Source organism: Arthrobacter flavus (assembly GCF_039526005.1).
Taxonomy (GTDB): domain Bacteria; phylum Actinomycetota; class Actinomycetes; order Actinomycetales; family Micrococcaceae; genus Arthrobacter_D; species Arthrobacter_D flavus.
Map to the genome: position 1 here is coordinate 37,735 of NZ_BAAAIJ010000051.1, position 25,214 is coordinate 62,948.

Annotated in this window: 24 protein-coding genes and 1 riboswitch; of the genes, 10 read left to right on the forward strand and 14 right to left on the reverse strand. The window is 63.1% G+C overall.

The genetic code is table 11. The annotated features are described in order from the left end of the window. Nucleotides 1-8: 8 nt before the first annotated feature. The 9 genes from ABD059_RS12910 to ABD059_RS12950 all read right to left on the reverse strand — a co-directional run bounded on the left by ABD059_RS12910 (nucleotide 9) and on the right by ABD059_RS12950 (nucleotide 8,548). Nucleotides 9-818 carry a metal ABC transporter ATP-binding protein gene (locus tag ABD059_RS12910; RefSeq protein ID WP_343880683.1) on the reverse strand — a complete coding sequence of 270 codons (810 nt, stop codon included), beginning with the start codon at nucleotides 816-818 and terminating at the stop codon, nucleotides 9-11. After that, nucleotides 815-1,723: a metal ABC transporter solute-binding protein, Zn/Mn family gene (locus tag ABD059_RS12915; protein WP_343880684.1), complete on the reverse strand. Its 909-nt coding sequence runs from the start codon at nucleotides 1,721-1,723 to the stop codon at nucleotides 815-817. The genes ABD059_RS12910 and ABD059_RS12915 overlap by 4 nt, the downstream gene beginning before the upstream one ends. A 48-nt stretch (nucleotides 1,724-1,771) precedes the next feature. Then, nucleotides 1,772-2,530 (reverse strand): class I SAM-dependent methyltransferase, encoded by a 759-nt coding sequence (locus ABD059_RS12920; protein WP_343880685.1) that lies wholly within the window; start codon nucleotides 2,528-2,530, stop codon nucleotides 1,772-1,774. A gap of 83 nt (nucleotides 2,531-2,613) precedes the next feature. Beyond that, nucleotides 2,614-3,978: an aminotransferase class V-fold PLP-dependent enzyme gene (locus ABD059_RS12925; protein WP_343880686.1), complete on the reverse strand. Its 1,365-nt coding sequence runs from the start codon at nucleotides 3,976-3,978 to the stop codon at nucleotides 2,614-2,616. A 36-nt stretch (nucleotides 3,979-4,014) separates the two neighbouring features. After that, a riboswitch (SAM riboswitch) is annotated at nucleotides 4,015-4,128 on the reverse strand. 53 nt (nucleotides 4,129-4,181) lie between these two features. Beyond that, complete coding sequence (gene hisN, locus ABD059_RS12930) at nucleotides 4,182-4,991, reverse strand: histidinol-phosphatase (protein WP_343880687.1); 810 nt, start codon at nucleotides 4,989-4,991, stop codon at nucleotides 4,182-4,184. A 201-nt stretch (nucleotides 4,992-5,192) separates the two neighbouring features. Beyond that, complete coding sequence (locus ABD059_RS12935) at nucleotides 5,193-5,396, reverse strand: cold-shock protein (protein ID WP_019483099.1); 204 nt, start codon at nucleotides 5,394-5,396, stop codon at nucleotides 5,193-5,195. 102 nt (nucleotides 5,397-5,498) lie between these two features. Continuing rightward, nucleotides 5,499-6,575 (reverse strand): ribosome small subunit-dependent GTPase A, encoded by a 1,077-nt coding sequence (gene rsgA / locus ABD059_RS12940; RefSeq protein ID WP_343881073.1) that lies wholly within the window; start codon nucleotides 6,573-6,575, stop codon nucleotides 5,499-5,501. Nucleotides 6,576-6,633: 58 nt separating this feature from the next. Next, nucleotides 6,634-7,962 (reverse strand): 3-phosphoshikimate 1-carboxyvinyltransferase, encoded by a 1,329-nt coding sequence (gene aroA, locus ABD059_RS12945; protein ID WP_343880688.1) that lies wholly within the window; start codon nucleotides 7,960-7,962, stop codon nucleotides 6,634-6,636. Nucleotides 7,963-7,969: 7 nt separating this feature from the next. After that, nucleotides 7,970-8,548 (reverse strand): DoxX family protein, encoded by a 579-nt coding sequence (locus tag ABD059_RS12950; RefSeq protein WP_343880689.1) that lies wholly within the window; start codon nucleotides 8,546-8,548, stop codon nucleotides 7,970-7,972. Nucleotides 8,549-8,743: 195 nt separating this feature from the next. Here ABD059_RS12950 and ABD059_RS12955 point away from each other — a divergent pair, with 195 nt between their 5' ends. Both ABD059_RS12955 and rsrA read left to right on the forward strand, forming a co-directional pair. Continuing rightward, nucleotides 8,744-9,523 (forward strand): sigma-70 family RNA polymerase sigma factor, encoded by a 780-nt coding sequence (locus ABD059_RS12955; protein ID WP_377959668.1) that lies wholly within the window; start codon nucleotides 8,744-8,746, stop codon nucleotides 9,521-9,523. Continuing rightward, nucleotides 9,520-9,780 carry a mycothiol system anti-sigma-R factor gene (rsrA, locus tag ABD059_RS12960; protein ID WP_019483104.1) on the forward strand — a complete coding sequence of 87 codons (261 nt, stop codon included), beginning with the start codon at nucleotides 9,520-9,522 and terminating at the stop codon, nucleotides 9,778-9,780. Before ABD059_RS12955 ends, rsrA begins: the two co-directional genes overlap by 4 nt. Nucleotides 9,781-9,884: 104 nt before the next feature. On the opposite strand, the gene ABD059_RS17775 is transcribed toward rsrA, so the two are convergent. Next, nucleotides 9,885-9,959 (reverse strand): 50S ribosomal protein bL37, encoded by a 75-nt coding sequence (locus ABD059_RS17775; protein WP_116778527.1) that lies wholly within the window; start codon nucleotides 9,957-9,959, stop codon nucleotides 9,885-9,887. 140 nt (nucleotides 9,960-10,099) lie between these two features. Between ABD059_RS17775 and ABD059_RS12965 the strand changes: the two genes are divergently transcribed. After that, complete coding sequence (locus tag ABD059_RS12965; protein ID WP_343880690.1) at nucleotides 10,100-11,068, forward strand: zinc-binding dehydrogenase; 969 nt, start codon at nucleotides 10,100-10,102, stop codon at nucleotides 11,066-11,068. Between the two features lie 138 nt (nucleotides 11,069-11,206). On the opposite strand, the gene ABD059_RS12970 is transcribed toward ABD059_RS12965, so the two are convergent. After that, complete coding sequence (locus ABD059_RS12970) at nucleotides 11,207-11,806, reverse strand: GDSL-type esterase/lipase family protein (protein ID WP_343880692.1); 600 nt, start codon at nucleotides 11,804-11,806, stop codon at nucleotides 11,207-11,209. Nucleotides 11,807-11,950: 144 nt separating this feature from the next. After that, nucleotides 11,951-15,850, reverse strand: a complete 3,900-nt coding sequence (locus tag ABD059_RS12975; RefSeq protein WP_343880694.1) for a multifunctional oxoglutarate decarboxylase/oxoglutarate dehydrogenase thiamine pyrophosphate-binding subunit/dihydrolipoyllysine-residue succinyltransferase subunit — start codon at nucleotides 15,848-15,850, stop codon at nucleotides 11,951-11,953. A 197-nt stretch (nucleotides 15,851-16,047) separates the two neighbouring features. Here ABD059_RS12975 and guaB1 point away from each other — a divergent pair, with 197 nt between their 5' ends. From guaB1 to ABD059_RS13005, 6 genes are all read left to right on the forward strand, one after another. Continuing rightward, nucleotides 16,048-17,511, forward strand: coding sequence for a GMP reductase (guaB1, locus tag ABD059_RS12980; RefSeq protein WP_343880696.1), 1,464 nt, complete (start codon nucleotides 16,048-16,050; stop codon nucleotides 17,509-17,511). Nucleotides 17,512-17,826: 315 nt separating this feature from the next. Continuing rightward, nucleotides 17,827-19,173, forward strand: coding sequence for a hemolysin family protein (locus ABD059_RS12985; RefSeq protein WP_343880698.1), 1,347 nt, complete (start codon nucleotides 17,827-17,829; stop codon nucleotides 19,171-19,173). Then, complete coding sequence (locus ABD059_RS12990; protein ID WP_343880700.1) at nucleotides 19,170-20,264, forward strand: hemolysin family protein; 1,095 nt, start codon at nucleotides 19,170-19,172, stop codon at nucleotides 20,262-20,264. The genes ABD059_RS12985 and ABD059_RS12990 overlap by 4 nt, the downstream gene beginning before the upstream one ends. 111 nt (nucleotides 20,265-20,375) lie before the next feature. Then, the gene (locus tag ABD059_RS12995; protein ID WP_343880702.1) at nucleotides 20,376-21,416 is read left to right on the forward strand and encodes a metal ABC transporter solute-binding protein, Zn/Mn family; all 1,041 of its coding nucleotides are present in this window, start codon (nucleotides 20,376-20,378) and stop codon (nucleotides 21,414-21,416) included. 105 nt (nucleotides 21,417-21,521) lie between these two features. Beyond that, nucleotides 21,522-22,307, forward strand: coding sequence for a metal ABC transporter ATP-binding protein (locus ABD059_RS13000; RefSeq protein WP_343880704.1), 786 nt, complete (start codon nucleotides 21,522-21,524; stop codon nucleotides 22,305-22,307). Between the two features lie 2 nt (nucleotides 22,308-22,309). Beyond that, nucleotides 22,310-23,197, forward strand: coding sequence for a metal ABC transporter permease (locus ABD059_RS13005; RefSeq protein WP_343880706.1), 888 nt, complete (start codon nucleotides 22,310-22,312; stop codon nucleotides 23,195-23,197). Here ABD059_RS13005 and ABD059_RS13010 read toward each other — a convergent pair. Continuing rightward, a complete protein-coding gene (locus tag ABD059_RS13010; RefSeq protein WP_343880708.1) occupies nucleotides 23,194-23,628 on the reverse strand; it encodes a Fur family transcriptional regulator in 435 nt (144 codons plus the stop codon). The genes ABD059_RS13005 and ABD059_RS13010 overlap by 4 nt on opposite strands. Before the next feature lie 111 nt (nucleotides 23,629-23,739). Between ABD059_RS13010 and ABD059_RS13015 the strand changes: the two genes are divergently transcribed. After that, nucleotides 23,740-24,417, forward strand: coding sequence for an MBL fold metallo-hydrolase (locus ABD059_RS13015; RefSeq protein WP_343880710.1), 678 nt, complete (start codon nucleotides 23,740-23,742; stop codon nucleotides 24,415-24,417). A 24-nt stretch (nucleotides 24,418-24,441) separates the two neighbouring features. Here the strand turns inward: ABD059_RS13015 and ABD059_RS13020 are convergent, their stop codons facing one another. After that, on the reverse strand, nucleotides 24,442-25,182 hold the full coding sequence (locus ABD059_RS13020; RefSeq protein ID WP_343880712.1) for an alpha/beta fold hydrolase: 741 nt from the start codon (nucleotides 25,180-25,182) through the stop codon (nucleotides 24,442-24,444). Nucleotides 25,183-25,214 lie beyond the last annotated feature (32 nt).

Below are 25,214 nucleotides of genomic sequence, written 5' to 3' on the forward strand. Positions count from 1 at the left end.
GACGCAGCCTAACTTTCTCTGGAAGCGGGTCGGGGACGGGAGGCGCCACCGTCCGCAGGTAGCGGCCCAAACGCGAGAGCCAACATTTCATGGGTCAGAACCTCGGAAGGCAGCCCATGCGCGAGGACCCGGTTGTGCAGCAGGACAGCTTCGTCGCAGAGTTCGGGAATCCCGGCGAGGTCGTGGGTGGAAATGAGAGCGGTCCGTCCCTCATCCCTGAGTTCCTGGAGCAGACTGATCAGCGTGGCCTCGCTGGTCCTGTCCACTCCCGCGAACGGTTCATCCAGGAGCAGTAGCTGCGCGTCCTGGGCGATGCTGCGGGCAACAAAGGCGCGCTTCTTCTGTCCACCGGACAGCTCGCCGATCTGCCGGTGACGTTGCTGGGTCAGACCGACCCGCTCCAGTGCGGCGTCGACCGCGTCGCGATCCGCGCGGCTGGCACGGCGGGACGGCGGCATTCGGCCGTAGCGTCCCATCAGGACGACGTCTCCCACTGAGAGGGGAAAGGTCCAGTCGACGTCCTCGGATTGGGGGACATAGGCCACGAGGTTGTTTCGCCGGGCGGCGCGCTGGTCCTTGCCGAAAATCTCCACTGTGCCGGACTGCGGCTGGACCAGGCCCATCAGGCATTTGAACAGGGTGGACTTGCCTGACCCGTTGACGCCGATCAGCCCGCAAATGCGTGCTCTCGCCAGCTTGAGGTCGACGTCGGTCAGCGCCCGTACCTCGTTGTAGCTGACGGTGAGGCCGGAGACCGAGATGGCCGCAACCGTCCCGGTTCCCAGTGTGGCGGACTGTGGTGGAACGAACGAGGTCACGGGGCCAACCCTTCAGTGATCATGTTGATGTCGTACCTGAGGAGGTCGAGGAAGGTGGGAACGGGGCCCTGCGGGCCGGACAGCGAGTCGACGTACAGCGGCCCGGCCAGTTCCGCGCCGGTGGCCAGCGCAACCTGCTCCTGCGCGGACGGATTGACAGTCGATTCGCAGAAGACGGTCGGCACGTCGTTGGATTCGACAAAACCGATCACCTCCCTGATTTGCCGCGGCGTGCCCTCGGCGTCGGAGTTGACCGGCCAGATGAATGCCTCGTCGAGTCCCGCGTCCCGGGCCAGATAGGAGAAGGCCCCCTCGCAGGTCACCAGGGCAGGGGTCGCGGTGTCGGAGAAGGCAGCGGTCAACTCATCAAGCATGGACTGCAGCTCGGTCTTGATGCGGGATCCGTTGGCTTCGAACTCGTCGGCATGGGATGGGCTGAGGTCCGTCAGGGCCGCCACGATGTTGTCGACGTAGATTTGCGCAGCGGCGGGGGACATCCAGGCATGGGGGTTGGGCAACCCGTTGTAGGCGCCTGAGCGAATGTCGACTGGCTCGACGCCGTCGGAGAGGACCGCGTGCGGGGCATCCACCGACAGCAGGAAGCGTTCAAACCAGCGCTCAAGGCCCAGACCGTTATCGAGAATCAGGTCGGCGTCCTGAGCATTGACCAGGTCCGACGGCGTCGGGTCGTAGCCGTGGATTTCGGCGCCGATCTTGGTGATGGATTCCACCCGGACGTGCCCGCCGCCCACCTGATCTGCGAGATCAGCGAGCACAGTGAAGGTGGTCAGCACCAGTGGGCGGTCATCCTCGTCGGCTGGCCTCGTCTGAGCGGCCGGGCTGGCCCCGCACCCGGTGAGGGCGAGTGCGAGGAGAAGAACCCACTGAACCAAAAGTTTCGGCATACCTAAATCTAACGTATCGGAATGCCTGAGCAACAGTGTTCCGGCCATCTACCGGCGGTCTGCCCGCCAGGAGTGGGTGAAGTACGGCAACTCAACCCGGGCGTCGTGGGTAAATCCCAGATGCTCGTGGAGATACCAGTCGAGGTTGGCCTCGACCCTGGCCCGAATCTCCGGGCCGGCCCGACGGTAGTAGCTTCTGGATTTGGCCAGGTCGACGATCTCGGCGGTGGTCAGCGGCTGCGCCCACTGGATCGTTCGCTGTTCAAGGGCCCCAAACTCAGGTCCAATCGCCGGCCGATAGTCGGGTTTGTAGACATCCCCGGCGTGCATGATCCGGCTCAGCCGGTGCACCCACGGAAGTGAAACATCCAACTGATTCCAGATCAGGCCGAGTCGTCCGCCCGGTGTGAGGATCCGTGCCGCCTCCGTGGTGGCTGCCACTGGATCGACCCAGTGCCAGGCTTGAGCGATGGTTACCAGGTTGACCGTGGAAGGTGGCAGGCCGGTCGCCTCGGCGGTCCCGACCACAACGTCCACCGCGGGGAGCTTGGCGGCGAGGACCCCCAGCATGTCCGCCGAGGGGTCGACGGCGGTCACCTGCAGGCCGCATTTCAGGAGCTCTGCGGTGAAGATTCCGGTGCCTGCTCCGACGTCGGCTGCGGCAGACGCGCTGGCGGGAATCAACCAGTGAACAATGTCGGGGGGATACCCGGGCCGGACCCGGTCGTACTGCGCACCCCCGTCGAGGTAGCCGCCAGCGAGGTGGATTCGCCGGGTGTTGTGCAGACGTGGGCCGCCGCGGGGCATGGGAGTGCTCCTGTTCTCGATGGGTGCAATCCAAGCCTATCCCGCCCCGGACAATTGCCTCCTGGGCCTACGGGATGCTGAGGCTAGTCGATGGAGCAGGGCGCTGCGCCCGCCGTTCCCGGCGTGTGGGGAGCCCACACCGGAAAGGTCCGTGTCTCGGCGGCCGGCACCCAGCGTTCCTCGTCTACCACGTAGTCAGCAGTGAGGCCATCGGAGAGGAGAGACCGGAGGCCGCCCAGGAGTCGGTCGACGTCGGCGAGCCGCGATCCTAGACCTACGCTGGCCCGCAACGATCCAGACGGCAGTCCGAGCCGCTGGAGCAGGGGATGAGCACAGAACCTGCCGTCGCGGAGACCCACCCCGTGTTCGGCTGCCAAATACGCGGCGACGAGTCCGGCGTCGTAACCGGATACCGAGAAGTTCACCACCCCGATGGGGTCAGCGCTGTCCTGGAAAAGCTGGTGCACAGTGACTCCCGGTAGCGTTGCGAGTCCGGAAACCAACGCGGAGCGGAGGGCCTGTTCATGGGTGTGCCAGGCATCCACGTCCAGCGACGCCAGTACCTCGGCAGCATGGGCAAGGGCGGCAGCGCCCACCAGGTTGGGTGAGCCCCCCTCATGGCGGGCCGGTCCGGTGGCCCAGGAGACTGAATCGACCTTAACCCGCCGTACGGCCCCACCGCCGGGCAGGTACGGGGTCCCGGCGTCCAGCCAGTCCGGTCGGCCCACGAGCACACCAGCACCGAACGGTGCGTAGAGCTTGTGACCTGAGAAGGCCAGATAGTCAACACCGTCGCGGCTGATGTCGATCCGACGATGGGGCGCGAGCTGGGCGGCATCCACCACGATGCGCGCCCCGTGGGCGTGGGCCAGGTCAGCGAGTTCACTGATCGGGAGGAGCTCACCGGTGACATTGGATGCGCCGGTGACCGCCAGCAGACTGATTCCTCCGGTGGACAGCTCGGCTCGGACCCGCTCCAGGGTTTCGGCGAGTGTCACGGCGGCCGTGAGGCTGCGGTGGGGGAGCCGCTGCCAGGGCAAGAGGTTGGCATGGTGTTCAAGATCCAGATACAGCACCTCCCCGGTCGCGGGCACGCAGCCGGCCAGCAGGTTCAGCGAGTCGGTGGTGTTGCGGGTGAAGATCACCGAGTCGTCGCTGCGTCCACCGACAAAGCGCCGCACTGTCGTCCTGGCATTCTCGTAGAGCGAGGTGGAGACCTGGGAGGTGTAGCCGGCGCCACGGTGGACGCTGGCGTAGAAGGGGATGATCGTGTTGACGAAGTCGAGGACCTCGACCAGTGCCGGAGCGGACGCGGCGTAGTCGAGATTGACGTAGCGTAGCTCGCCGCCCCCCAGTAGCGGCACCACCAGGTCAGCTCCTACCACCTTCGCCAACGGATTCACGGTTGAGGTGGAAGGGTCGAACGGTTCGATGGTTGCAATAGTCATGCTGGATCTCCAACGGTGGTGGACCCCACAGCGGGGTGTCCGCGCTTGCCAGCCCAGTCAGGGACGGCCAGGTCGTCACCCGGGGCACCCCGCCGCGAAGAGGAGGGTTGCCGGCCAGCAAACCGGGGTTTAGCGCTGGCACTCGTGACCAATAGAAAAAGCCTAGGGCACGGTGGGTGCCCCAGGCTTTTTGTTACGGCGTCCTACAGCAGGTCATCAACATCGGGGTTGAGGATCTGCAACACGTCGTTGTGGAGGGTGCTGTTGGTGGCCAAAGCGTTTCCACCGAACGGTCCATCGGTGCCTTCCAGCGAGGTGAAGCGCCCTCCGGCCTCGGTGATGATCGGCACCAGGGCCGCCATGTCGTACAGGTTCAACTCGGGTTCGCAGGCGATGTCGACTGCGCCTTCCGCAACCAGGCAATAAGACCAGAAGTCGCCGTAGGCCCTGCTGCGCCACACTGAGTCGGTCAGCGTGAGGAATTCTGGCAGGTTTCCTCTTTCCTTCCAGCCCGAGAGGCTTGAATAAGACATTGAGGCGTCCTCAAGCCGAGAAACATTCGATACCTTGAGCCGGCTTGCCGCAGCAAGGGATTTGCCCATGTAGGCGCCGGTCCCGGTGGCGGCCCACCAGCGCTTACCCAGGGCCGGCGCGCTGACCAGGCCCACGACGGGCTGCCCGTCGTCGATCAGGGCGATCAGGGTGGCCCAAACCGGGACGCCCCGCACGAAACTCTTGGTGCCGTCGATGGGATCGATGATCCAGCGGCGCGAGCCGGCACCACTACTCCCGAACTCTTCACCGAGGACCGCGTCGCGGGGACGGGCGCGGGAGAGTTGGCCACGAATCGACTCCTCGGCAGCCTTGTCGGCATCGGTTACCGGGGTCAGGTCTGGCTTGGTCTCCACCACCAGATCCTGGGCCTTGAATCGCGACATGGTCTGGTCGTCTACAGAATCGGCCATGACGTGGGCAAGGCGCAGATCATCGTTATAGCTTTGGCGGTGGTTCATACCTTCAACCTATCGCCTATGCCCGGGATAGTGCGGGATATGCTCGGCCCCGTGGCTCTAGTCCTGTTCCGTAGATGCCCAGTGAATGCCCGGATACGTTAGGCATTGGGCGCCTTAAACGCCACAGGACACCGGCGGCGGTGAGCCGCGTCGGTGTCCTGTGGGGAGCCGTCCAGTGGGACGGGCTACGTATCTGGGTTATTAGATAACGGTGATGTTCTCGGCCTGCGGTCCCTTGGGGCCCTGCGTGGTCTCGAAGTTCACCTTCTGGTTCTCTTCGAGGGCGCGGAATCCGCTGGAGTTGATTGCTGAGAAGTGGGCGAATACATCCGCGCCGCCGTCGTCAGGAGCAATGAATCCAAAGCCCTTTTCAGCGTTGAACCATTTGACTGTACCTGTTGCCATTTTTTTCATATTCCTTGTGTGTGAGAATCCCCCCGTGCTTCGGGGTTCTCGTTGAGATGAAAACAAGTGCTTAACACCACAACTGCTTTAAGCCTATCAGGTCTACTGTTCGCCGAGCTCTTTAGCTTCCTGCGTATTTCCCTTTGGTTCGGGGGCGCTGGAACCGAGCAACCGCCGGAGCGATGCCAGCCGGACGGGTCCCGACACGCCAGCCCGTCCCTCGCTCACCCAGGGGTCCAGGCCGCACTTCACGGCGAGCCGGTCATGACGGCATCCCCTGGCGCAATCGGCGGTGCCCGGTTCGAGGTCGGGGAAGGCTTGGAGAATGCGATCCGGGTCAACATGGGCCAGACCGAACGAGCGGATACCCGGGGTGTCGATAATCCAGGTGCCCGGCAGGGAGTCCCCCGCTTTCAAAGCGACCGCTGACGAGGACGTGTGTCTTCCCCTGCCGGTCACCGCGTTCACTCCGCCGGTTGCCCGGTTGGATCCGGTCAGCGCATTGACCATCGTGGATTTACCGACACCCGAGTGTCCCAGCAGCACGCTGACTTTCCCATCGAGATGGGACCGTAACTGGTTGACGGCGCCGCCGAGGAGCCGGGCGGACAGGCCGTCGTCCGAGGTACTGTCCACTCCTTCATCGTCGGTGGCTGTTCGGCTGATGATGACCGGGAGATCCAGGTGCCGGTAGTTGTCGAGCAACTCGGTGGGGTCTTTGAGGTCTGCCTTGGTGACGCAGAGGATGGGCTGGATGCCGGCGTCGTAGGCTGCCACCAGGGCACGGTCGATGAAACCGGTGCGGGGTTCAGGGTTCGCCGCAGCCACCACGATCACCAGCTGGTCCGCATTGGCCACGACGGCGCGTTCCACTGGATCGGTGTCATCGGCGCTCCGGCGCAGCAGGGTTCGGCGCTCCTGAACCCGGACCAGCCGCGCCAGTGCGTCCGGGCCGCCGGAAAGGTCACCCACCAGGGCGACCAGGTCACCGGCAACCACCGGAGTTCGTCGGAGTTCACGGGCACGGGCCGCGATGACTACCCGCTCGCCGTCGCCGTCCTCATCCACGACCGCGGTGTAGCGTCCGCGGTCCACTGTGACAATCCGCCCGGTGACGGCATCGTCGTAGGCTGGCCGGTCCTTGGTGCGGGGCCGGGTGCCCTTCTTGTTGGGCCGCATCCTGATATCGGATTCGTCCCAGGACCGCGCTGCGCCGCGGTTTCCCCCGGTTGCCACGTCAGAGACCGGACCCGGAGTCAACCGGTTTTCCGGTGGCGGCGAGGTCGGCCCAGAGCTCCGGGAACTGGGGCATGGTCTTGGCGGTGGTGCCGATATTCTCGACCTCCACCCCGGGGATAGCCAGACCAAGGATGGCGCCAGCCGTTGCCATCCGATGATCTTCATAGGTCCTGAACACGCCGCCGTGGAGCGGTGCGGGAGTGATGGTGAGCCCGTCCGCGGTTTCGGTGACGTCGCCGCCCAGCCGGTTGATCTCCGTGGCGAGGGCTTTCAGCCGGTCGGTCTCGTGGCCGCGCAGGTGGGCGATCCCGGTCAGGGTTGATGGGCTATCCGCCAGGGCGCACAGCGCCGCGACGGTGGGCGCGAGTTCGCTGGTGTCGGCGAGGTTCGCGCCGCGGATGGTCTCGCCGCCGGTGACCGTCAACGTTCCCTGGGCGAGGGAGACATCGGCGCCGAGGAGCGTCAGGATCTGTCGCCACTGGTCGCCGACCTGGGAGGTCCCTTCCGGCCAATTGGGGATGCGGACAGTGCCCGCGGTGACCAGGGCCGCGGCGAGGAACGGTCCCGCGTTGGAGAGATCTTGTTCAATGCGGAGGTCGAAGGCACGGATCCGCCCGGGCGACACCCGCCACTGGTTGGGCACTGAATCGTCGACGACGACGCCGACCCCGCGCAGGACGTCGACGGTCATGGCGATGTGGTCGAGGCTGGGCACGGGTGGGCCCACGTGTTCCAGGTGGAGCCCATGGGTGAAACGTGCGCCGACCAGGAGGAGCGCCGAGACGAACTGGGAAGACGCGCTGGCGTCGACCACCAGTCTGCCGCCGGTGACGGAGCCAGTACCGGTGAGGGTGAAGGGCAGCAGCCCGTCGCCGTCGTCCTCCACGTCCACACCGAGCCCGCGCAGTGCGGAAATAACGGTGCGCATCGGGCGTTGGCGGGCGTGGGGGTCACCGTCGAAGGAAGTCCTTCCCTGCCGCAGTGCGGCGAGCGGGGGCACGAACCTCATCACAGTGCCGGCAAGGCCGCAGTCGATGGCGGAGTCACCACCGACTGAGAGGTCTAGGGGTGTCACCAGCAGGTCGGGACCGAACGCGCCGTCGCCGGCAACTTCGGTCACTTCAGCGCCAAGGGTCCGAAGCGCCTCCACCATCAGGGCCGAATCGCGGGAGATCAGCGGGGCCCGTAACCTCGACTGCCCGTCAGCGAGCGACGCGAGGATCAGGAACCGGTTGGTGAGCGACTTGGAGCCGGGCACCTGAACTGTCGCATTGACGGGCGAGGTCGTGAAGGGTGCGGGCCAATGCGACAGTTCCACGGGGGTCATCGACCTGCTAACCCACCAGCTCGGATGCGGTCTTGCGGACCGACTTGTTAGCCTTCTTCAGCTGCTTCTCGGTGTCCTTGGCGATGGTCTTGGCGCTCTTGCGGGTGTCGTTTCCCAGGGCCTTGGCGTTGCGCTTCGCGTCGGACGCGAAGTGCTCGGCCCGCCAGGCGAGGCCCGGGCGGCCGTTGGTGTCCACTGACGCGAGCAGTACCGCACCGAGCAGTGAGACGTTCTTCAGGAGCTGGTTGCGCCGGCTCCTGCGCGCCTCGGCCGTTGAGGAATCCGCGGACTTGAAATCGACAAGGGTGTTGAGCCCCGCTGTGCCCACCAGCACCAGTGCGGCGACCCGCGAGAAACGCCCGATGCCGAGCAGAGCTGCGGCTCCTACCTGGGCGGCGCCGAGGGCCTGGGCAACGACTTTTTCGTTGGCGGTGACCGATGCGGCCGAGGGAACCGCCTTGTTGATCCGATCGAGCGTGGGGCGAAGCTGTGCGCCGGCGGATTCGGCGTTTCGCAGCCGGTCAATCCCGGCCACCACGAACGAACTTGCAAGCATTGGGCGGGCTACTACGCGAACAAGGGTCATGATTGCCTCCTGGCTATTGACTGATTGGGCACTTGAGTCCTAGTTTTGCACTTTTAAATTGGTAAGGCGACACGGGTAACTCCGGTGAGCCCTTCCCGGGGTGTTCGCTGGCCCGGCTGGTGCACTGCAGTGGAATAACCAATCAGTGCCGTCGGTTATGAGCAGTAGACAACCAACCGAACTAATGAGAGGCGGATGATGACGGCGACCACCGCAACAGTCAGTAAGACGCCCGATTTCCAGCTGGCGGTAGCGCCAGTGCGCCCTTCCGGTCGTGGGCGCGTAGACTTTTCTTCAATGAAGACAACAGCCGCGGCGGGCACTGCCCCAGCCGAAGACGATCAACTGGATGTGTCGACGGAATCGGAAGCGGATCGGAAGATCCGCTTCGAACGGGACGCTATGCAGTATGTGGATCAGCTCTATTCGGCTGCCATGAGGATGGCACGGAACCCGGCCGATGCCGAAGACTTGGTGCAGGAGGCCTACACCAAAGCTTTCTCGGCGTTCCATCAGTACAAGCCGGGCACCAACTTGAAGGCCTGGCTGTACCGCATTCTCACGAACACCTACATCAACTTGTACCGCAAGCGTCAGCGTGAGCCGCTGCAGTCTAATTCGGACACGATCGAGGATTGGCAGCTCGCCAAAGCAGCTGAACACACCCCCACCGGCCTACGGTCGGCGGAAGTAGAGGCGCTGGATCATCTTCCTGATTCAGACGTGAAGCAGGCGTTGCAGGCCATCCCGGAGGAATTCCGGTTGGCTGTCTACTTCTCCGATGTGGAGGGGTACGCCTACAAGGAAATTTCAGAGATCATGAATACCCCCATCGGCACTGTAATGTCGCGGTTGCACCGGGGGCGCAAGCTGTTGCGTGAACTGCTCGCCGAATATGCTCACGATCGGGGCCTTGGCGCCGCGAAGGCCACAGCGGGTAGCGGCACGGCGAAGACAAAGGAGAGTGGAAAATGAGCGACTGCCAAAGCCTTGGCGACTGCGCCGATTCCCGCATCGAGCGTCTGTACGACTATCTGGACGGTGCGTTGTCCCACGACGACCTGGTCGAGATCAAGAATCACCTCGAGGATTGCCCTGAGTGTGCCGAGGAACACGATCTCGAGTGCGTCATTCGCTCGGTGGTCAAGCGGTCCTGCACCGAGGTAGCTCCCACTACCCTCAAGACAAGCATCCTGGACCGGATCAGTCAGATCAAGACAGCCGAGCACTAGGCCCGGCATCACCTGAGCCCAGCCAAAAAAGCCCAGTAAAAAAAAGGAGCCCCCGCTGCCGATAGTCGGCGCGGAGGCTCCTTTTTTGCTATTAGCCCGACTGCTCAGGCGTTGGGGCGCTTACCGTGGTTAGCGCCGCCCTTCTTGCGGTCGCGCTTCTTGCGTGCTCGCTTGCTCATGGCTGCCTCCTTGCTTCTAAAGTATTTGGACTACCATCCAGTCTCCCACACTTCGCCGTGTCAGCAGTCAACCGGGGATCGTCGTTGGCCAAGGCCAGCGGTCCTAGGATGGTAGGACAGTCGAACCGAAGGAGCACCAGGTGACCCGCGCCGTTTATGTAGACTCATTTTCCACCGAGGACCCATTGGACGGTCTGGTGATTGGCGAGCTCACTGCCAGCGATCCGCCCGAAGGATACCGGCGGGTCACGGTCAAAGCCTCAGCGTTAAACCACCACGACCTGTGGTCGCTCCGCGGAGTGGGCCTCAGCGCCGACAAACTTCCGATGGTCCTCGGGTGTGATGCGGCGGGAATTGACGACGACGGCAACGAGGTACTGGTTCATGGGGTGATTTCGTCACCCGGCTGGGAGGGTGATGAAACCCTTGACCCGCGGCGTTCGCTTCTGTCCGAGAAGCTTCCCGGCGCGATGGCCGACGTCGTGTGGGTCCCGGAACGTAACCTGATTCCGAAGCCGCCGGAGCTGAGCTTTGAGGAGGCCGCCTGTCTGCCCACCTCCTGGCTGACCGCCTATCGGATGTTGTTCACTGTCTCACCCGCCGCACCCGGATCCACCATTCTGGTGCAGGGGGCGGGTGGAGGGGTTTCCACCTCACTCATTTCGTTGGCCAGCGCGGCTGGTTTTCGGGTCTGGGTGACCAGCCGGAGCAAAGCCAAGCAGCAGCGCGCGCTGGAATTGGGTGCTGCTGCAGTGTTCGACGACGGCGCACGCCTGCCTGAGCGGGTTGATGTGGTCTTCGATTCAGTCGGCGAGGCTACCTGGTCCCACTCCTTGAAGTCGTTGAAGCCCGGCGGCGCGGTCGTGACCTGTGGTGCCACGAGCGGAGCCGCACCAGGGGCCGACCTCAACCGGGTGTTCTTTCTCCAACTCAAGGTTCTCGGTTCCACCATGGGGACCCGTGAGGAACTGATCCGGCTCACCCGCTTTCTGGTCGCCACGGGTGTACGCCCAGAAATCGACGAGGTGTTCCCCCTCGAGCAGGCCGAGAAAGGCTTCAGGAGAATGCTTGAGGGCGAGGTCTTCGGGAAAATCGTCTTCAGTCATTAGGTCCCAGTACCTGGGCACACGGGGGAGGGCACGCGGGAGGGCACGGGAGAGGGGATGACCCTGGATTACCTGACGCGCAGAAGCTCCGCTCGTCCGTGACACTGTTCGGCCGGGCAGCGCAAGTACCGGCTAACCGGTTTACTCAGGTGCCGGGACGTCCAGCCATTGGAACCAGCCGCGATGGAGAACCAGCCAGGCCATCAGACCGTAGCCAGCCTGGCCCGGCCCTCCGCCATTCGCCGCCAGGTCGTTGCGCCACTGCTCATGGGCCTGCAGGGGAGTGAACGTGTCCACGTAGACATGTTTCCGACGCGTGGTGACATCGGCGAAGGCCGCCGACAGGTCAGCCAGCCTCCGGTTACGCTCGGCATCCAGACCGGGGGGAGGCCCCACCACCAGCACCTTAACGCTCATCTGCGCGGCGCCGTCGAGGATGTTGGCAAGGTTGAGCCGGCTGCGCGCCGTTGACAGATCCAGATCGAGGTCCCGATCGGAAAGACCAATAACAAGCCTGTTCTCGAATCCGTCATCGAAACGGCGTCCAGTTTCCTGCAGCCACCGGTTCGCGAGTGCCTCAGTGCCCTCCTGCGGGGCGGCCAGGGTGAACGCCTGCAGGGCGACGCCGTCGGGAGCCGTCCGGGCGAGGACGCGGCCAAACCAGCCCAGGGCACGAGGATCACCCAGGCCTGCGAGCAGTTCGTCACCTACGGCTGCGAGCCTGATTCTGCGTTGTTCCACTGGTTGGTTACCTTTGTCCGCTCATTGTTTCATCACTTGGTTGCACCACTGCGATCCGTGTTTCGAACCGAGCTCAAAAAAACTGTTGGGTGGGGTGCACGGCACCCCACCCAACATCATACGTAACTACCTTCGGGTCGGTGGTTACCGCCGTTCGAAGGCCTTCTTCACCAGGATCTCCTGCTCCACTGCATGGCGCTTGGCCGAGCCCGTGGCGGTCGATGCCGAGGCTGGACGCGATGCCAGGCGCAATGGCCGGTCAAGGTGTTCCGGCAGGTTCAGACCGATAAACGGCCACGGCCCCTGGTTCGCCGGTTCGTCCTGGGCCCAGACGAGGTCAGCCTGAGGGTACTTTCCGACGGCCGCCTTGATCTCCTCAACGGGGAGGGGTGCCAGCTGTTCCACCCTGATAATCGCGGTCTTCTGGTCATCGGTCTTCTGGCGCGATGCCAGCAGGTCGTAGTACAGGCGGCCGGAGACCAGGATGACGCGGTCGACGTCGTTGGCATTGAGTTCCTGCTTGTCCGGGATGACCGGAAGGAAGGTGCCGTTGGTGAAGTCCTCAACCGAGCTGGCGGCAGCCTTCAGCCGAAGCAACTGTTTTGGCGTGAAGATGATCAGCGGTTTCCGCGGCCTGGTGTAGGCCTGGCGGCGCAGCAGGTGGAAGTGGGAGGCCGCGGACGTCGGATTGGCAACAACCATATTATCTTCGGCGCACATCTGCAGGAAACGCTCAATGCGTGCCGACGAGTGGTCGGGGCCCTGCCCTTCGTAGCCGTGCGGCAGCATCAGTACCAGTGAGGAGCGCTGACCCCACTTCTGCTCTGCCGAACTGATGAACTCGTCGATGATGGTCTGGGCGCCGTTGACGAAGTCGCCGAACTGGGCCTCCCAGAGCACCAGGGCATCCGGACGTTCAACCGAGTAACCGTACTCGAAGCCCATGGCAGCATATTCGGACAAAAGCGAGTCGTAGATCCAGAACTTCGCCTGGGCATCGCTGAGGTCATCGAGCGGCAACCATTCCTCACCGGTCGCCCGGTCGTGGAAGACCGCGTGGCGTTGCACGAAGGTTCCACGGCGCGAATCCTGGCCTGCCAGCCGGACCGGCACACCCTCCATGAGGAGCGAGCCAAACGCCGCCAGTTCGCCAAAGCCCCAGTCGATGCCGCCTTCGCGGGACATCAGCTCGCGCTTGTCGAGCAGCGCCTTCAGCTTCGGGTGCACGGTGAAGTTCTCGGGGATTGAGGTGTGGACCTTGCCGATGTGGGCGAGGGTTTCCGGAGTGATTGCGGTGCTGGCCGGGACGCCGACCCCCGTGTCGGACTGCTGCGACAGCGGACGCTCAATGTCCGATACTGCTGCGGCGTCCTTGGTGACGATCGGGATGGGGGAGGTCTGGGCAGCATGCGTTTCAGCGAAGACCCGCTCCAGGCGTTCCTGGTAATCCCGCAATGCCTGCTCCGCCTCGTCCTGGCTGATATCGCCGCGACCGATGAGCGCCTCGGTATACAGCTTGCGCACCGAGCGCTTCGCCTCGATGAGGTTGTACATCATGGGCTGGGTCATCGACGGATCGTCGCCCTCGTTATGACCACGACGGCGGTAACACACCATGTCGATCACAACGTCCTTATTGAACTTCTGCCGGAACTGGTACGCCAGCTGGCCTACCCGAACCACTGCCTCAGGGTCGTCTCCGTTGACGTGGAAGATCGGTGCCTGCACCATCTTCGCGACGTCGGTGGAGTAGACCGAGGACCGTGACGAGGTGGGGGAGGTGGTGAAACCCACCTGGTTGTTCACAATGATGTGGATGGTGCCACCGGTGCGGTAGCCCCGAAGCTGTGACAGGTTCAGGGTCTCAGCAACAACACCCTGGCCCGCGAAAGCCGCGTCGCCGTGGATCTGGATCGGGAGAACCGGGAACGCGTCGCCCAGGTCGAGGCGGTCCTGCTTTGCCCGGACGATGCCCTCCAGCACGGAATCGACTGCCTCAAGGTGGGACGGGTTCGCGGCCAGATAGATCTTGGTCTCATTGCCGCTGTCCGAGGTGAAGGTGCCCTCAGTGCCGAGATGGTATTTCACATCGCCCGATCCCTGCACCGAGCGGGGATCCTGGGTGCCTTCGAATTCGCGGAAGACCTGACCATAGGTCTTTCCAGCGATGTTCGTCAGCACGTTCAGCCGGCCACGGTGGGCCATGCCGATCGCTACCTCATCGAGGCCGTCGTCGGCCGCGTTGGAGATGATCGAATCGAGCAGCGGAATCAGCGACTCGCCGCCCTCCAGGGAGAACCGCTTCTGGCCGACGAACTTGGTCTGCAGGAACGTCTCGAACGCCTCTGCTGCGTTGAGCTGGTGCAGCACCCGCATCTGTTCTTCGCGGCTCGGCTTTGAGTATGAGTGTTCCAGCTCATCCTGGAACCACTGACGCTCCTCGGGATCCTGGATGTGCATGTACTCGATGCCGGTGGTGCGGCAGTAGGCGTCACGCAGCACACCGAGAATGGTGCGGAACTTGAGCATCGGCTTGCCGCCGAACCCGCCGGTCGGCCATTCACGGTCCAGATCCCACAGCGTCAGGCCGTGGGTCCGTACATCGAGGTCCGCGTGCTTGCGCTGCACATACTCCAGCGGGTTGGTGTCGGCCATCAGATGGCCGCGGACCCGGTAGGCGTGGATCAGCTGCTGGATGCGGGCAACCTTGTTGATCTCATCCATCGGATCAACCTGGATGTCGGCGCTCCACCGCACCGGCTCGTAGGGAATCCGCAGGGCCTCAAAGATCTCGTCGTAAAAGTTCTGCTCGCCCAGCAGCAACTGGTGGATGATTCGCAGGAACTCGCCGCTCCCGGCACCCTGGATGACTCGGTGGTCGTAGGTTGACGTCAAGGTGATGGTCTTGCTGATCGCGTGCTGAGCGAGGGTTTTCTCGCTGGAGCCCTGGAACTCGGCCGGGTATTCGAGGGCTCCAGCACCGATGATGCAGGCCTGGCCCTTGGACAGACGCGGCACCGAGTGGACGGTGCCAATTCCGCCCGGGTTGGTCAGCGAAACGGTGGTTCCTGCGTAGTCGTCGGCGCCGAGCTTTCCGCCGCGGGCCTTCTTGACCAACTCCTCGTAGGCATGCCAGAAGTCCGAGAAATTCATGGACTCGGCCTTTTTGATGTTGGGCACCACCAGCAGGCGGGTCCCGTCGGGCTTCGGCATGTCGATGGCCAGACCGAAGTTGACATGAGCTGGCTGCACCGCCGAGGGCTTGCCGTCGACGACGTCGTAGTACACGTTCTGGGACGGGAACTGGGCCAGCGCCCGGATGATGGCGTAGCCGATGATGTGGGTGAAGGACACCTTGCCGCCGCGGGCCCGAGCCAGATGGTTATTGATGACGACCCGGTTGTCGATCAAAAGCTTGGCGGGAATGGCACGAACACTCGTGGCGGTGGGAACGGTCAGGCTGGCGTCCATATTCGTGGCAATGGCCTTGGCCGGGCCGCGCAGCACCTTGACGGTGTCCTCGTCCATGTCCGTGGTCCGGTCCGACTTGGGCAGCTGGGCAGGAATCGGCGTCGTGGAGGGCTTCTCAGCCTTGGCGTTGTCTGACTGCCTGGACACGGGCTTCTCGGCTCTTTCCTGGGCTGCCTTCTCGATGGCCCGGTCAGCGTTGTCCTCGGCTTTAACCTCGGCCTTGGAATGGGTCTCCTTGGGAACCGGCGGCTTTGCCGACTCCTCGAAGCTGGCCGGAGACTCGCCCGACGACTTGGGGGAGCTGGATTCGGCGTTCACCACGGGCAGCTCCCGGGTGGAGGGGTTGTGGCCCAGATCGCCACTGCTGTTATTGACACTGCTGTTCTCGGCGCGGGGGGCCGTGTGGCGGCCGTTCTCGGACTTTGAGTCGTCGGCCGCGAAGGAATCGAACAGGGTCCACCATTTCTTGTCCACCGAGTTCCGGTCCTGCTGGAACTTTTCGTATAACTCGTCGACAAGCCACTCGTTTCCGCCGAATTCTTCAGGTAAACGGTGGTTGGGTTGTTCTGGCACTAGTAATACGCCTCTTCCGTAAGTTGCCCTGAGCCCGGTTCAGTCGCCTGCAGCGTGTTTTAGAGCGAGATAAAACTGTATACAGACCCGCAGTCAGTCTAATGACAGTCTGAGGTAACAAGCCAATCCCTCGAATGCTCGAAGTGTCCTAGGCAGCACATAGACTTTTTGCTGAAGCCGATCCAGGAGCAACCCCCATGCGTTTTATCAATCAGCCAGCCACCGACCTCACCTATTCGGACGTTTTTCTGGTCCCCTCCGCTTCCGAAGTGGTCTCCCGGTTTGACGTCGACCTGGCGAGCGACGATTCGACTGGAACCACCATCCCCCTGGTGGTGGCCAACATGACGGCTGTCACCGGACGCCGGATGGTGGAAACGGTGGCGCGTCGAGGAGGGCTGGCGGTATTGCCCCAGGACATTCCCTCAGCGGTCATCGCCGAGGTGACCCAGTGGGTGAAGAGCCGGGACTCCGTGTACGAGACCCCGTTGCGCCTCACGCCGGGTCACACGGTCATCGATGCGCTGCACCTGATGAACAAGCGCTCCCATGGCGCAGTGATGGTCGTGGACGAGCACAACAGTTGTGTAGGGATAGTCCGGTCCTCCGACTGCGAAGGAGTCGACCGTTTTGCGTCATTGGAGTCGGTGATGCGCACCAGCTTCATCAAGTTCGAGTCCTCCCGGTTCGAGGCCGACACCGCGGCGGGGCTGCAACTCGCCTTCGAGGAACTCGATGCGGCGGGTACCAATCTTGCACCCGTCTCACGGGACGGTGAATTGCTCGGCGTCCTGACCCGCACCGGTGCGCTCAGGTCGACAATATATCGGCCGGCGCTCGACGCGAACGGCTCCCTGCGCGTCGCAGCAGCGGTGGGCATCAACGGCGATGTTGAGGCGAAGGCTGCTGACCTGCTCGACGCCGGCGTGGACGTACTGGTGGTGGACACCGCCCACGGCCACCAGAGAAAGATGATTGACGCGCTGCGGGCTGTCAGAGGTGTCGTCAACGGACTCGGGCGGCCAGTGCCCATCGTGGCGGGAAACGTGGTGAGCGCCGATGGTGTGCGTGACCTGGTGGAGGCTGGCGCCAACATCGTCAAGGTGGGAGTCGGCCCAGGTGCCATGTGCACCACCCGAATGATGACCGCGGTGGGACGCCCCCAGTTCTCGGCTGTCCAGGAATGCTCTGAGGCGGCGCGCGAGCTCGGGGCGCAGGTCTGGGCCGACGGCGGCGTGAGGTATCCACGCGACGTTGCCCTGGCGCTGGCTGCGGGCGCCAGCCAGGTCATGATTGGATCCTGGTTTGCCGGCACCTATGAGAGCCCGGGTGACCTGCAGACGGACAGCAGCGGCCGGCAGTACAAGGAAAGCTTCGGCATGGCCTCAGCCCGTGCGGTCCAGAACCGGACCCAGCGCGACGACGTGTTCGCGCGTGCCAGGAAAGGACTGTTCGAGGAGGGTATCTCCACTTCGAAAATGTACCTGGACCCGGCCCGGCCCGGGGTTGAGGACCTGTTAGATATGATCACCGCCGGACTGCGCAGCTCAATGACCTACGCGGGGGCGCGTAGCCTCGCAGAGTTCCGGGACAACGCAGTGGTGGGCGTTCAGTCAGCAGCAGGCTACGAAGAGGGCAGGCCGCTGCCCCAGAGCTGGTAAAACCGGAACTGGCGCGCTCCGGCCCCTGATGTAAACTGAAACTCTTATGGACAGTTCCTCTAGGGGCCGGCCCTCGATGCGTTCGCGGCATTTTTCCGCCAAACGGTCGACATGCGCCGGCAGACCCCGCACATATGCCCATCGCCAACTCGAGGCAGTATTGGGACCCATCGAACCAGATCCCACTGGACCAAGCGTTTCCTGTGCCAGCTCAGCGGAAACCCAATCGGAGCCTTCCAGACCGGTTCAGGCCGGATCTTTTCTATGCCACCAGGATGATTCGCTCCGTCTACCCGGGCTGGCGGTGAGTGCACCGTGGAACTCTACTTCCTGATAGCAGGCCTGCTGCTGATCCTCGGAACAGGGTTTTTTGTCGCAGTCGAATTCTCGCTCGTTGCGCTGGATCAGACCTACGTTCAGCGGGCCGTTGACAACGGCGACAAAGGGGCAGTGCCCCTCCTCAAATGTCTGAAATCGCTCTCCACCCAGCTCTCCAGCTGCCAGCTGGGGATTACCCTCACCACGCTGCTGACCGGTTATGTCATGGAACCGTCCGTCGGCCGCCTGATCCAGGGCCCGCTGAGCACGATCGGCATCCCCGACGCGATCCTCGGCACGGTTTCACTGGTCATTGCGATGACACTCGCCACCCTCCTTTCAATGCTGATCGGCGAACTGGTCCCCAAAAACCTGGCGATCGCCCTTCCGTTTAAAATCGGCAAGCTGCTGGCGCGGCCTCAGCTGATCTTCACCGGGGTGTTCAAACCCGCGATTGTGGTGCTGAACGGGTTTTCCAACCGCGTCCTGAACCTCTTTGGACTGGAAGCAAAGGAAGAAATCTCCGGCGCCCGCACACCCTCGGAGCTCTCCTCCCTGGTCCGGCGATCGGCTGAGATGGGCACTCTCGACGCTGGTACCGCCAACTTCCTGGCCCGGACGTTCAGCTTCTCCGAACGGACCGCCGCCGACGTCATGACCCCGCGGATCCGGATGGAAACGATCGATTCGGATCAAACAGTGGCCGACGTCGTCGACCTGGCCCGTCGGACCGGATTCTCCCGGTTCCCCCTGATTGCAGACTCACCAGACGACATTCGCGGCGTGGTTCACGTCAAGAAAGCTGTGGCAGTTCCGCGCAGCAAGCGTGCAGGGCTCCCTGCCGGGACCATCATGACCGAGGTCCTCCGGGTGCCCGAGACGGTCCACCTGGATTCCCTGTTGGCAGAGCTGCGGGAAGCGAACCTTCAGCTGGCGGTGGTCCTCGACGAGTACGGCGGCACGGCTGGCGTCGTCACCCTCGAGGATCTGGTCGAGGAGATCGTCGGCGAGGTCTCGGATGAGCACGACAAACTGAAACCCGGAGTGCTGCAGAGCGCTTCGGGCAACTGGTTCTTTCCGGGCCTGATGCGTCCGGACGAGGTCACCGAGCAGATTCCGCACCTCTCGGTACCCGACGAGGCTGGTTACGAAACGGTCGCCGGGTACATCATGGCCCAGTTGGGTCGGATTGCTGCCCCAGGTGACCGGGTCGATGTCCCCGAGGGGATCCTTGAGGTGGAACGCATGGATGGTCGTCGGATCGACCGGGTCAGCTTCATTCCGCGGCCCCCTGAAGATGAAACTGGCGGAGTACCACACGCCGCAATGGAAGGTCAACGATGAGCGACTGGGCCGGAATCGTATGGCTGATTGTCCTGTTGATCGGAAACGCCTTCTTCGTGGGCGCCGAATTCGCTGTCATGTCAGCGCGCCGCAGCCAGATTGAACCGCTGGCCGACCAAGGTTCCAAGCGCGCCAAAACCACGCTGTGGGCGATGGAGCACGTCTCGTTGATGCTCGCCTGTGCGCAGCTGGGGATCACCGTGTGCTCGCTGCTGATCCTGCAGGTCGCTGAACCCGCGATCCATCACCTCCTGGTGGTTCCGCTTGAATCAGTGGGAATTCCTGCTGGGCCCGCCGACATCATCGCCTTCGCGATTGCCCTGCTGATCGTGACCTTCCTGCACGTCACGTTTGGCGAAATGGTCCCGAAGAACATCTCGGTATCCGTCGCTGACAAGGCTGCGCTTCTCCTGGCACCACCCCTTGTGATGATTGCGCGTGTGGTGAATCCCATCATTGGGTCACTGAACTGGTTGGCGAACCATATCCTGCGGGCTATGCGCGTTGAGCCGAAGGACGAGGTGACCTCTTCGTTCACCCTGGAGGAGGTGCAGTCGATCGTTCAGGAGTCCACGCGCCACGGGCTGGTTGACGACGGCTCCGGTCTGATTTCCGGCGCGCTCGAGTTCTCGGGCCAAACCGCCGGTACGGTCATGGTGCCTTTGGACGAGCTGGTGAGCGTCCGGACGGACTCCACCCCAGCAGAGTTCGAGAAAACCGTGGGGCGAACCGGGTTTTCGCGGTTCGTGTTGATGGATGAAAACGACGTCCTCACCGGGTACATGCACCTCAAGGACATCATGTCGATTTCCGAGGAAATGTACTCCAAACCCATTACCGAGAACAAGGTCCGCACCCTTGCGAACCTGAGAATGGATGACGAGATCGAGACGGCGTTGACCACCATGCAACGCACCGGGTCCCACCTGGCTCGGGTGCTGGGTCCCGACGGCGCCACCCACGGAGTCCTCTTCCTTGAGGATGTTATTGAGCAGCTGATCGGAGAAATCCGGGATGCCACGCAGAATCAGGGACACCGACGGACTGGCTCCAGTGTGGACGAGCTCGGTCTCGACCGCAGCATCAGCTAGGTACCCTGTGCCCGACGAGGTATCCCTCGATATGCGAATGATTCGCGTTTGCGTTAGACTTGCGGTCAGGAGTTATTGATCCGGGTTCCAATTACGTAGATCGAGGGATACATGCGACGTCTTTCCACCTCAACCGGCTTCATCGGAGTAGCGGCAATGGCGTTGGCCTTGACCGGCTGCGGTCAGGGGGAGAGCGGCAATAATGCTGCTGACACCGCCGAGGATCAGATCCAGGTGGTTGCCTCCACCAATGTCTACGGAGACATCGCGCAGACCATCGGTGGCGACAATGTTTCGGTGACCTCGATTGTTGACAGCCTGGCGCAGGATCCGCACTCCTACGAGGCTACCGTCCAGGACAAGCTGGCGGTTTCCGAGGCTGACCTGCTGATCGAGAACGGTGGCGGTTATGATCCGTTCCTGCACCTCCTGGCCGACGAGGTGGAGATGGACCATGACTACCTGATTTCGGCAGTCAGTGAGTCAGGCTTCGAGGGCTTCGAGGAAGAGCATGAGGATGAGGGCGAGCATGTTGGTGAGGAAGAGCACGAGGAAGAGGGCGAGCATGCTGGTGAGGATGAGCATGCTGGTGAGTCAGAAGCAGAACATGCCGAGCACGCCCACGGCTCGGCGAATGAGCACGTCTGGTATGACCTGGACACCATGCGGGCCGTAGCCGCGACGATTGGCGAGAAGCTAACCGCGCTCGATCCCGACAACGCCGGGCTGTACAGCGCCAATGTCGATGAGTTTGACGCGGGCATCACCGCCCTGACCGAGCGGCTCTCGGAACTGAGCGAGGTCTCCGCAGGCCAAACGGTCGCAATCACCGAACCGGTCCCCGTCTACCTGCTCGAAGCGGCCGGGCTGGAGAACGTCACGCCGAATGGCTACAGTGAGGCGATTGAAGAGGGATCGGATGTTTCAATCGCCGTCCTGAACGAAATGATGAACCTCATGGAGGACGAGTCGCTGGCGTTCCTTGCCTATAATGAGCAAACAGAAAGTCCCCAGACCCAGACCGTTCGCGACGCAGCGGACGCGGCCGGGGTGGAAATCGTCAACTTCACGGAGACAGTGCCTGAGGGGGAAGACTTCCTGAGCTGGATGACTTCCAATGTGGACGGTATCGAGAGCGTCCTCGCCCCCTGATCAACTGATGGTGGAAACGCCACGCCACCTACTTTTTCGCTGGAGATGAACCTACTGGCTTTGACTCAAGACCACCGCATGGCCGAGCGGCCGGAAACAGACCCTATGGTTCGGCTCCGGTCAGCGTCGCTCTCCTTCGGTGACCGCGTTCTCTGGCAGAATCTCGACCTTGATATCCGCAAGGGTGAGTTTTTCGCTGTCCTCGGACCGAACGGTTCAGGGAAAACCAGTCTCCTGAAGGTGCTTCTGGGTCTGCAGCAACTTGACTCGGGCACGGCGACCATCAATGGTGCAGCGGTGCGCCGCGGCAGCCGCGACATTGGCTACATCCCCCAGCAGAAGTCCTTTCCACCGGAAACTCCGCTGCGGGCCCGTGATCTGGTGGGGCTCGGCGTCGACGGTCATCGCTGGGGGCTCAGATGGAGGGGTCGGGACTTCAAGGCCACTGTCGATGCCCTGCTGGAAAAAGTAGGTGCCTCCGCCTATGCCGACGCGCCCGTCGGGCGGCTTTCCGGGGGAGAGCAACAGCGGCTGCGCGCGGCCCAGGCCCTCGCGACCAATCCGCAGGTACTCCTCTGTGATGAACCGCTGCTCTCCCTGGACCTGCACCACCAACAGGCAGTGAGCGGTTTGATCAACGCGCAGTGCCGGGTCAACGAATCGGCAGTGGTGTTCGTGACGCATGAGATCAACCCGATCATCGACTATGTCGACCGGGTGCTTTATCTGGCCGACGGCCAGTTCAGGATCGGCCCACCCCACGAGGTGATGACCAGTGAGGTACTGTCCGAGCTCTACAGGAGCAACGTCGAGGTCCTGCACAGCAAGGGTCGGATCATTGTCGTCGGGCTGCCGGATGACACCACCCACCATCACGCGGAAGGACACTGACAGTGGACCTGCAGGAAATCCTGACCGCAATTTTCAACTTCGAGAACTACTCAGATCTGCTTCCCCTGGTGCAGAATTCGCTGTGGGCGGGCGCAGTGTTGGGACTCCTCGGCGGGTTGATCGGTACTTTTGTGATGATGCGGGACCTTGCCTTTGCCGTCCACGGCATTGCCGAGCTGTCGTTTGCCGGAGCTGCCTTCGCCCTCCTCATCGGGGCGAATGTGATCTACGGATCCCTGGTGGGTTCAGTGCTCGCGGCGGTCGTCCTCGGAGCCATGGGGATCAGGGCGAGGGACCGGAACTCGATTATTGGCGTGATTATGCCCTTCGGCCTCGGCCTCGGCATCCTGTTCCTGGCGCTGTACGAAGGCCGCGCAGCCAACAAGTTTGGCCTGCTGACGGGGCAGATCGTCTCGGTTGATGATGTCCAGCTGTCGCTGCTGGCAGGTTGCGCAGTGGCCGTGATGGTGGCGCTGCTCGCCATCTGGCGGCCTCTCACCTTCGCGAGCGCCGACGCCGACCTCGCCGAAGCCCGTGGAGTGCCCGTGCGGGGACTCTCCATCATGTTCATGTTCCTGCTGGGCGTATCGGTTGCGTTGTCCATTCAGGTGGTGGGGGCGCTGCTCGTCCTGGCCCTGCTGATTACCCCAGCGGCGGCGGCGCTGAAGGTGACTTCCTCGCCACGGATCGTGGTGTTGCTCAGTGTGATTTTTGCGTGCGTGTCAGTGGTCGGCGGGATCCTCCTGGCCCTGGGTGGCCGGATTCCCATCAGTCCGTACGTGACCACAATTTCCTTCGTGATCTACCTCGTCTGCCGCGGGATTAGCTGGCAGCGCGGGAGACGCACCGCCTCCACCACTTCAACCCCTGCGACAGTGCGCCCAGCCTAACCTGCAGCCCCAGCTGTGCAGGCCGGGCACAGGCCGTAGATTTCAACGGTGTGGGCTACCTCGGTGTAGCCATGCTCTTCAGCAATTCGTGCAGCCCATTTCTCCACGGCTGGAGCTTCGATCTCGACAGCGCGGCCGCAGCTTCGGCAGAGCAGGTGGTGATGGTGATGTGGGGCGTCGCACCGGCGGTAGACGGCTTCGCCTTCGCCGTTGCGCAGCACGTCAACCAACCCGTCTTCGGACATCGACTGGAGAATCCGGTACGTGGTGGCCAGTGAGACCGCGTTGCCTGTTTCGTGCAGGCGCCGGTGAAGCTCCTGGGTGCTGACGAAGTCGTCGAGCTCGTCCAGCGCCGCGCTTACCGCCAGCCGCTGCTTAGTGACCCGTTGTTCCGGTCCTTTGCGTGCTGTCGGTTCTGCTGTTGGTGGCACTGCCGGATCGCCTCCTGACGGCTCGGGTGTTACTGACTGTCGCGAACAAGGTTACCAGCGCTTGGCCCCAGGTCCTGTTGTTGCTGGGCTGGTCGGCGGTAGGCTGACGCGATGAAGCTCACCAAATTCACTCACTCCTGTGTCCGGTTGGAGAAGGACGGTGCCGTGCTCGTGATCGACCCGGGGACATTCAGTGAGAGCGAGGGCGAGACCGGCACCGAGACGGCGCTGGCGGGGGCACACGCGCTACTGATTACCCACCAGCATGCCGATCACTTTGACGAGGAGAAGGTGGTGGCGGCGCTGCAACTGGACCAGTCGCTGCTGGTTTATGCGCCAGCGAAGGTGGCCGGTATGTTGGCTGAGCGGCTCGACGCCGATGGCCTGGACCGGGTGCACACGGCCGAACCCGAGCAGCGATACAGCGTCGCGGGTTTTGAGGTGCAGACCTTCAGTGGTCAGCATGCGCTGATCCACCCGCACATTCCGATGGTGGCCAATATTGGCTACCTGATCGATGGTTCTCTCTACCACCCAGGAGATTCGTTCATCGTCCCGCATGGCGTCGACGTATCGACGGTTCTGGTGCCGGTGCACGCGCCGTGGTCCAAGACGGCCGAAGTGATCGATTTCGTCACGTCGGTGCGGGCGGCCCGGGCATTCCAGATCCATGATGCACTGCTGAATGAGACCGGTGTGCAGCTGGTTGAAGGCCATGTGGCCCGGATTGGAGGCTTGTATGGTACTGAGTTCCGTCATCTTGCCCTCGGTGAGAGCGTGACGATCTAGCGCAGTGTGGATCCACGGTGGAGTTCAGGTGGCTCGGGAAGCTGCGGTCTGAATGGCCCTGGCGAGGTCCCGTGGGCGGCTCCACATGGGCCAATGCCCCGTGGGGAGGTCAATGACGTCCAGGTGCTCGAGGTTCGCAACTTCGGCAAACAGAGCATGGCCTGCGCGGGCCAACTCCAGCACCTGCGCGCTCGGGATCGAGCAGCACACCAGGGTGGTCCGGACCCTACGTCGGGCATCGTTCGTGAGTTCGATGGGCTGGCGAAGCACAGGGCCGGGTTGAGGGACGGCACGGGCCCGAAAACGCGCAAGGTACTCCGTGCTCAGCCCTTCGAGGCTCGCCTGCTGTGCGAGGAGCTCAAAAGACGGCAGCGGAAGTTCCGCCAGCTCCTCCGGTATGCCTGGTGCGACCGCGCTTCCCATCGCCACCGGGCCGGAATCGACCCACACCACCCGATGGACAAGCTCGGGGTGTCGGTCAAGGACGAGGCTGACCGGGGCGTTCGCCCCATTGTGAGCGACAAGTGTTACGGGCTGATCCGCAGAGACCCCATGTTCAGTGATGACGTCCAGTACCGCTGAGGCTTGATCGTCGAGAGTCCTCTCGGCACGCCCGGGATCGTCCCCGTCGAGACCGGGCAGGGTCATCGCGATTGCACGGAAGTTCTCGGTTGTCAGGTGCTCAACGACTTCATCCCACGCCCAGGCACCCAGCCAGTGGCCAGCGATGAGAATGATGGTCGGACTGCTGGTAGTTGTTGTCATGCCTCCACCCTTGCAGGCACCTGGGACAAGGG

What these genes read in the sequence shown, in the direction of transcription:
- ABD059_RS12915 (WP_343880684.1), bottom strand. Translation starts at nt 1,723, where the DNA reads ATGCCGAAACTTTTGGTTCAGTGGGTTCTTCTCCTCGCACTCGCCCTC.
- ABD059_RS12920 (WP_343880685.1), bottom strand. Translation starts at nt 2,530, where the DNA reads ATGCCCCGCGGCGGCCCACGTCTGCACAACACCCGGCGAATCCACCTC.
- ABD059_RS12925 (WP_343880686.1), bottom strand. Translation starts at nt 3,978, where the DNA reads ATGACTATTGCAACCATCGAACCGTTCGACCCTTCCACCTCAACCGTG.
- hisN (WP_343880687.1), bottom strand. Translation starts at nt 4,991, where the DNA reads ATGAACCACCGCCAAAGCTATAACGATGATCTGCGCCTTGCCCACGTC.
- ABD059_RS12935 (WP_019483099.1), bottom strand. Translation starts at nt 5,396, where the DNA reads ATGGCAACAGGTACAGTCAAATGGTTCAACGCTGAAAAGGGCTTTGGA.
- rsgA (WP_343881073.1), bottom strand. Translation starts at nt 6,575, where the DNA reads ATGCGGCCCAACAAGAAGGGCACCCGGCCCCGCACCAAGGACCGGCCA.
- aroA (WP_343880688.1), bottom strand. Translation starts at nt 7,962, where the DNA reads ATGACCCCCGTGGAACTGTCGCATTGGCCCGCACCCTTCACGACCTCG.
- ABD059_RS12950 (WP_343880689.1), bottom strand. Translation starts at nt 8,548, where the DNA reads ATGACCCTTGTTCGCGTAGTAGCCCGCCCAATGCTTGCAAGTTCGTTC.
- ABD059_RS12955 (WP_377959668.1), top strand. Translation starts at nt 8,744, where the DNA reads ATGATGACGGCGACCACCGCAACAGTCAGTAAGACGCCCGATTTCCAG.
- rsrA (WP_019483104.1), top strand. Translation starts at nt 9,520, where the DNA reads ATGAGCGACTGCCAAAGCCTTGGCGACTGCGCCGATTCCCGCATCGAG.
- guaB1 (WP_343880696.1), top strand. Translation starts at nt 16,048, where the DNA reads ATGCGTTTTATCAATCAGCCAGCCACCGACCTCACCTATTCGGACGTT.
- ABD059_RS12990 (WP_343880700.1), top strand. Translation starts at nt 19,170, where the DNA reads ATGAGCGACTGGGCCGGAATCGTATGGCTGATTGTCCTGTTGATCGGA.
- ABD059_RS12995 (WP_343880702.1), top strand. Translation starts at nt 20,376, where the DNA reads ATGCGACGTCTTTCCACCTCAACCGGCTTCATCGGAGTAGCGGCAATG.
- ABD059_RS13000 (WP_343880704.1), top strand. Translation starts at nt 21,522, where the DNA reads ATGGTTCGGCTCCGGTCAGCGTCGCTCTCCTTCGGTGACCGCGTTCTC.
- ABD059_RS13015 (WP_343880710.1), top strand. Translation starts at nt 23,740, where the DNA reads ATGAAGCTCACCAAATTCACTCACTCCTGTGTCCGGTTGGAGAAGGAC.
- ABD059_RS13020 (WP_343880712.1), bottom strand. Translation starts at nt 25,182, where the DNA reads ATGACAACAACTACCAGCAGTCCGACCATCATTCTCATCGCTGGCCAC.